Genomic DNA, 2,255 nt, shown 5'->3' with positions numbered 1-2,255 from the left:
GCACGGAATGCGGGCGCGCTGGGGCCGGGAACGGCCGGCGGTGCGGTGGCACCGGGGACGTCCGGCGGCATGGAGGGACCGGAACAGGCCGACGACGTGGCGGGGCCGGGGACGGCCGCGGAGTTGATGGAACCGGAGAAAGCCGACGGCGTCACAGAGCCGGAGGAAATCGACGGCGTCGCAGGGCCAGAGGACGTCGACGGCGTCACAGGGCCGCGGACCGCCGCGGAGTTGATGGAACCGGAGAAAGCCGACGGCGTCACAGAGCCGGAGGACGTCGACGGCGTCGCAGGGCCGGGGACCGCCGCGGAGTTGGTGGAGCGGGAGAAGGTCGACCTCGTCGCAGGACCGTCGAAGGCCGACGGCGTGGCAGGGCCAGGAACAGTCCCGGATCCGGTGGAGCGGGAGAAGGCCGACCTCGTTGTGGGACAGGAGAAGGCCGACGGCGTGGTGGGGCCAGGAACAGCCGCGGAGTCGGTGGGGGTCATCGGACGTGCACCTCTGTCATGTCGGCGGGGCGGTAGCGGCGGTCCCAGCACCACAGCAGGGTTCGGCGGGCCCCCCATGCCCGCAGGCGGCGCAGGCTGGTGTGCACCACCATCCGCTCGGCCCGGGCGATCCGGTCGCTGTGCTCGCGAGCCCGGTTGAGAAGGCCGACGTCCTCCGGCGGCCCTTCCAGCGGGATACGGGGCGTGCCCCCGCAGCGCAGGTACAGGGCGGCCGTGATGGCGAGGTTGTGACCGTGGCACAGCACGTAGGGCGCGCGGTAGCGCGGGTGACGGTGTGCCCTGCGGTAGCGCCCGTACAACGCGGTCGCCCGCGTCACCGACGGAAGCAGGTACCGCTCGGCGAACGTGGGGTTCTCGTCCACCCGTGGAAGGCTCCGGCCGCAGGCCATCTCCGTCCCGCGGGCGAACTCCGCGCGTGCCGCGGCGATCCAGTCGCCGCCGGGCAGACAGTCGGCGTCCGTGCGCACGAGCAGTTGGGCGCCCTGCCCGATGGCGTACCGGAATCCCGTGTCGGCGGCGGCTCCGGTGCCCGGCTCGTCCTCGCTGACGAGATGCACGGGCAGCGGCGCCGTGGCGGCGAAGCGGCGCACGAGGTCGGCGGTGGTGTCGGTGGAGGCGTTGTCGACGACGACCAGAGTGAATCCGGTGTCGGTCTGGGAGGCGAGCGCGGCGAGGGTTGCCTCGATGCCGGCCTCTTCGTTGTAGGCGGGCACCACGGCCCACAACGGCGCGTCGCCCGGCGCGGTCATGGTCGCCTCCCGTCCGCGAGGCGGCCGGCGGCGAGCCGGGCGGTGGCGGCACGATCGGGCTTCAAGGAGCGGCCGGACAGTGGGATGTCGGCCAGCAGCACCGAGTCCGGCCGGGCGGAACCCATCCGTTCCAGCGGGCCGGCCAGAGCAGCCCGTAGTGCGTCCCGGTCGGCTCCCCGGCCCGGCTGTACGACGGCGACCAGGCGCTCGTCGCCGTCGCCGGCCGGAACGCCGACCAGCAGGGCCAGCTCGGCGCCCGGTACGTGCAGCGCGGGCTCGTACAGCCCCGGGTAGATGTTCTCCGCGTGCCGCAGCACCATGTCCTTGCGGCGCCCTTCCAGCACGATCCGGCCGCCTTCGAGGCGTGCCCGGTCGCCGGTGGCAACCCACGGGTCCGGGTCCTCGCCCAGGTAGCGGTCGCGGGCGGCCGGGCCTGACAGCAGCAGTTCGCCGGACGCGTCCGTCTTGGCCAGCACGCCGGGCAGTGCTGCGCCCACCAGGTCGCCCTCTCCCGTGAAGGCGGCCTTGTCGCCCTGTTCGACGGCCGCGGCGGGGAACAGCTCGGTCAGTGCGTAGACACCCCATGCCTCCTCGGCCCCCGCCTGCTTCACGCGGGTGAGCAGGTCGGCACTGGCCGGAGCCGACCCCGTCCACACCCGCCCCGAGAAGCGGGCGCCCTCCGCCAGCGCCAGCCTGAGCTGCGGCGGCGTCAGGTAGGTGGACTGCGGGTCGAGCCGGCCCAGCTGCCGGGCCAGGACGCGCGGAGAGCGGGCGGGCAGCGCGACCGGCGCGCCGTTCACGAGAGACGGTACGAGGACGAAGAAGGTTCCGCCGAGGACCGGCCGCCCGGCCTCGGGCCGGACCAGTCCGGCCACCGCGGCCATGCCTGCGGCGAGCGAGGACCGGGAGTGCACCACCGCGCGTGGCCGCGCCGTGGTGCCCGAGGTGAACACGATGACGGCGTCGCCGTCCTCGTCGGCGGGCCGCGGCAGGTTCA

At 74.3% G+C, this 2,255-nt stretch carries 2 protein-coding genes; both read right to left on the bottom strand.

Features of this window, described 5'->3' with window-relative positions; all coding sequences use genetic code 11:
• Positions 1 to 484 precede the first annotated feature (484 nt).
• On the bottom strand, positions 485 to 1,258 hold the full coding sequence (locus AB0H32_RS48040; RefSeq protein ID WP_361135989.1) for a glycosyltransferase: 774 nt from the start codon (positions 1,256 to 1,258) through the stop codon (positions 485 to 487).
• Positions 1,255 to 2,255: class I adenylate-forming enzyme family protein (locus AB0H32_RS48035; protein WP_361135986.1), on the bottom strand; the 1,001-nt coding region annotated here is incomplete at its 5' end. The genes AB0H32_RS48035 and AB0H32_RS48040, both read right to left, overlap by 4 nt.

Origin of the sequence: Streptomyces sp. NPDC020362 (assembly GCF_040642095.1) — a bacterium.
Lineage (GTDB): Bacteria > Actinomycetota > Actinomycetes > Streptomycetales > Streptomycetaceae > Streptomyces.
This window is presented reverse-complemented; position numbering and strand designations above follow the sequence as displayed.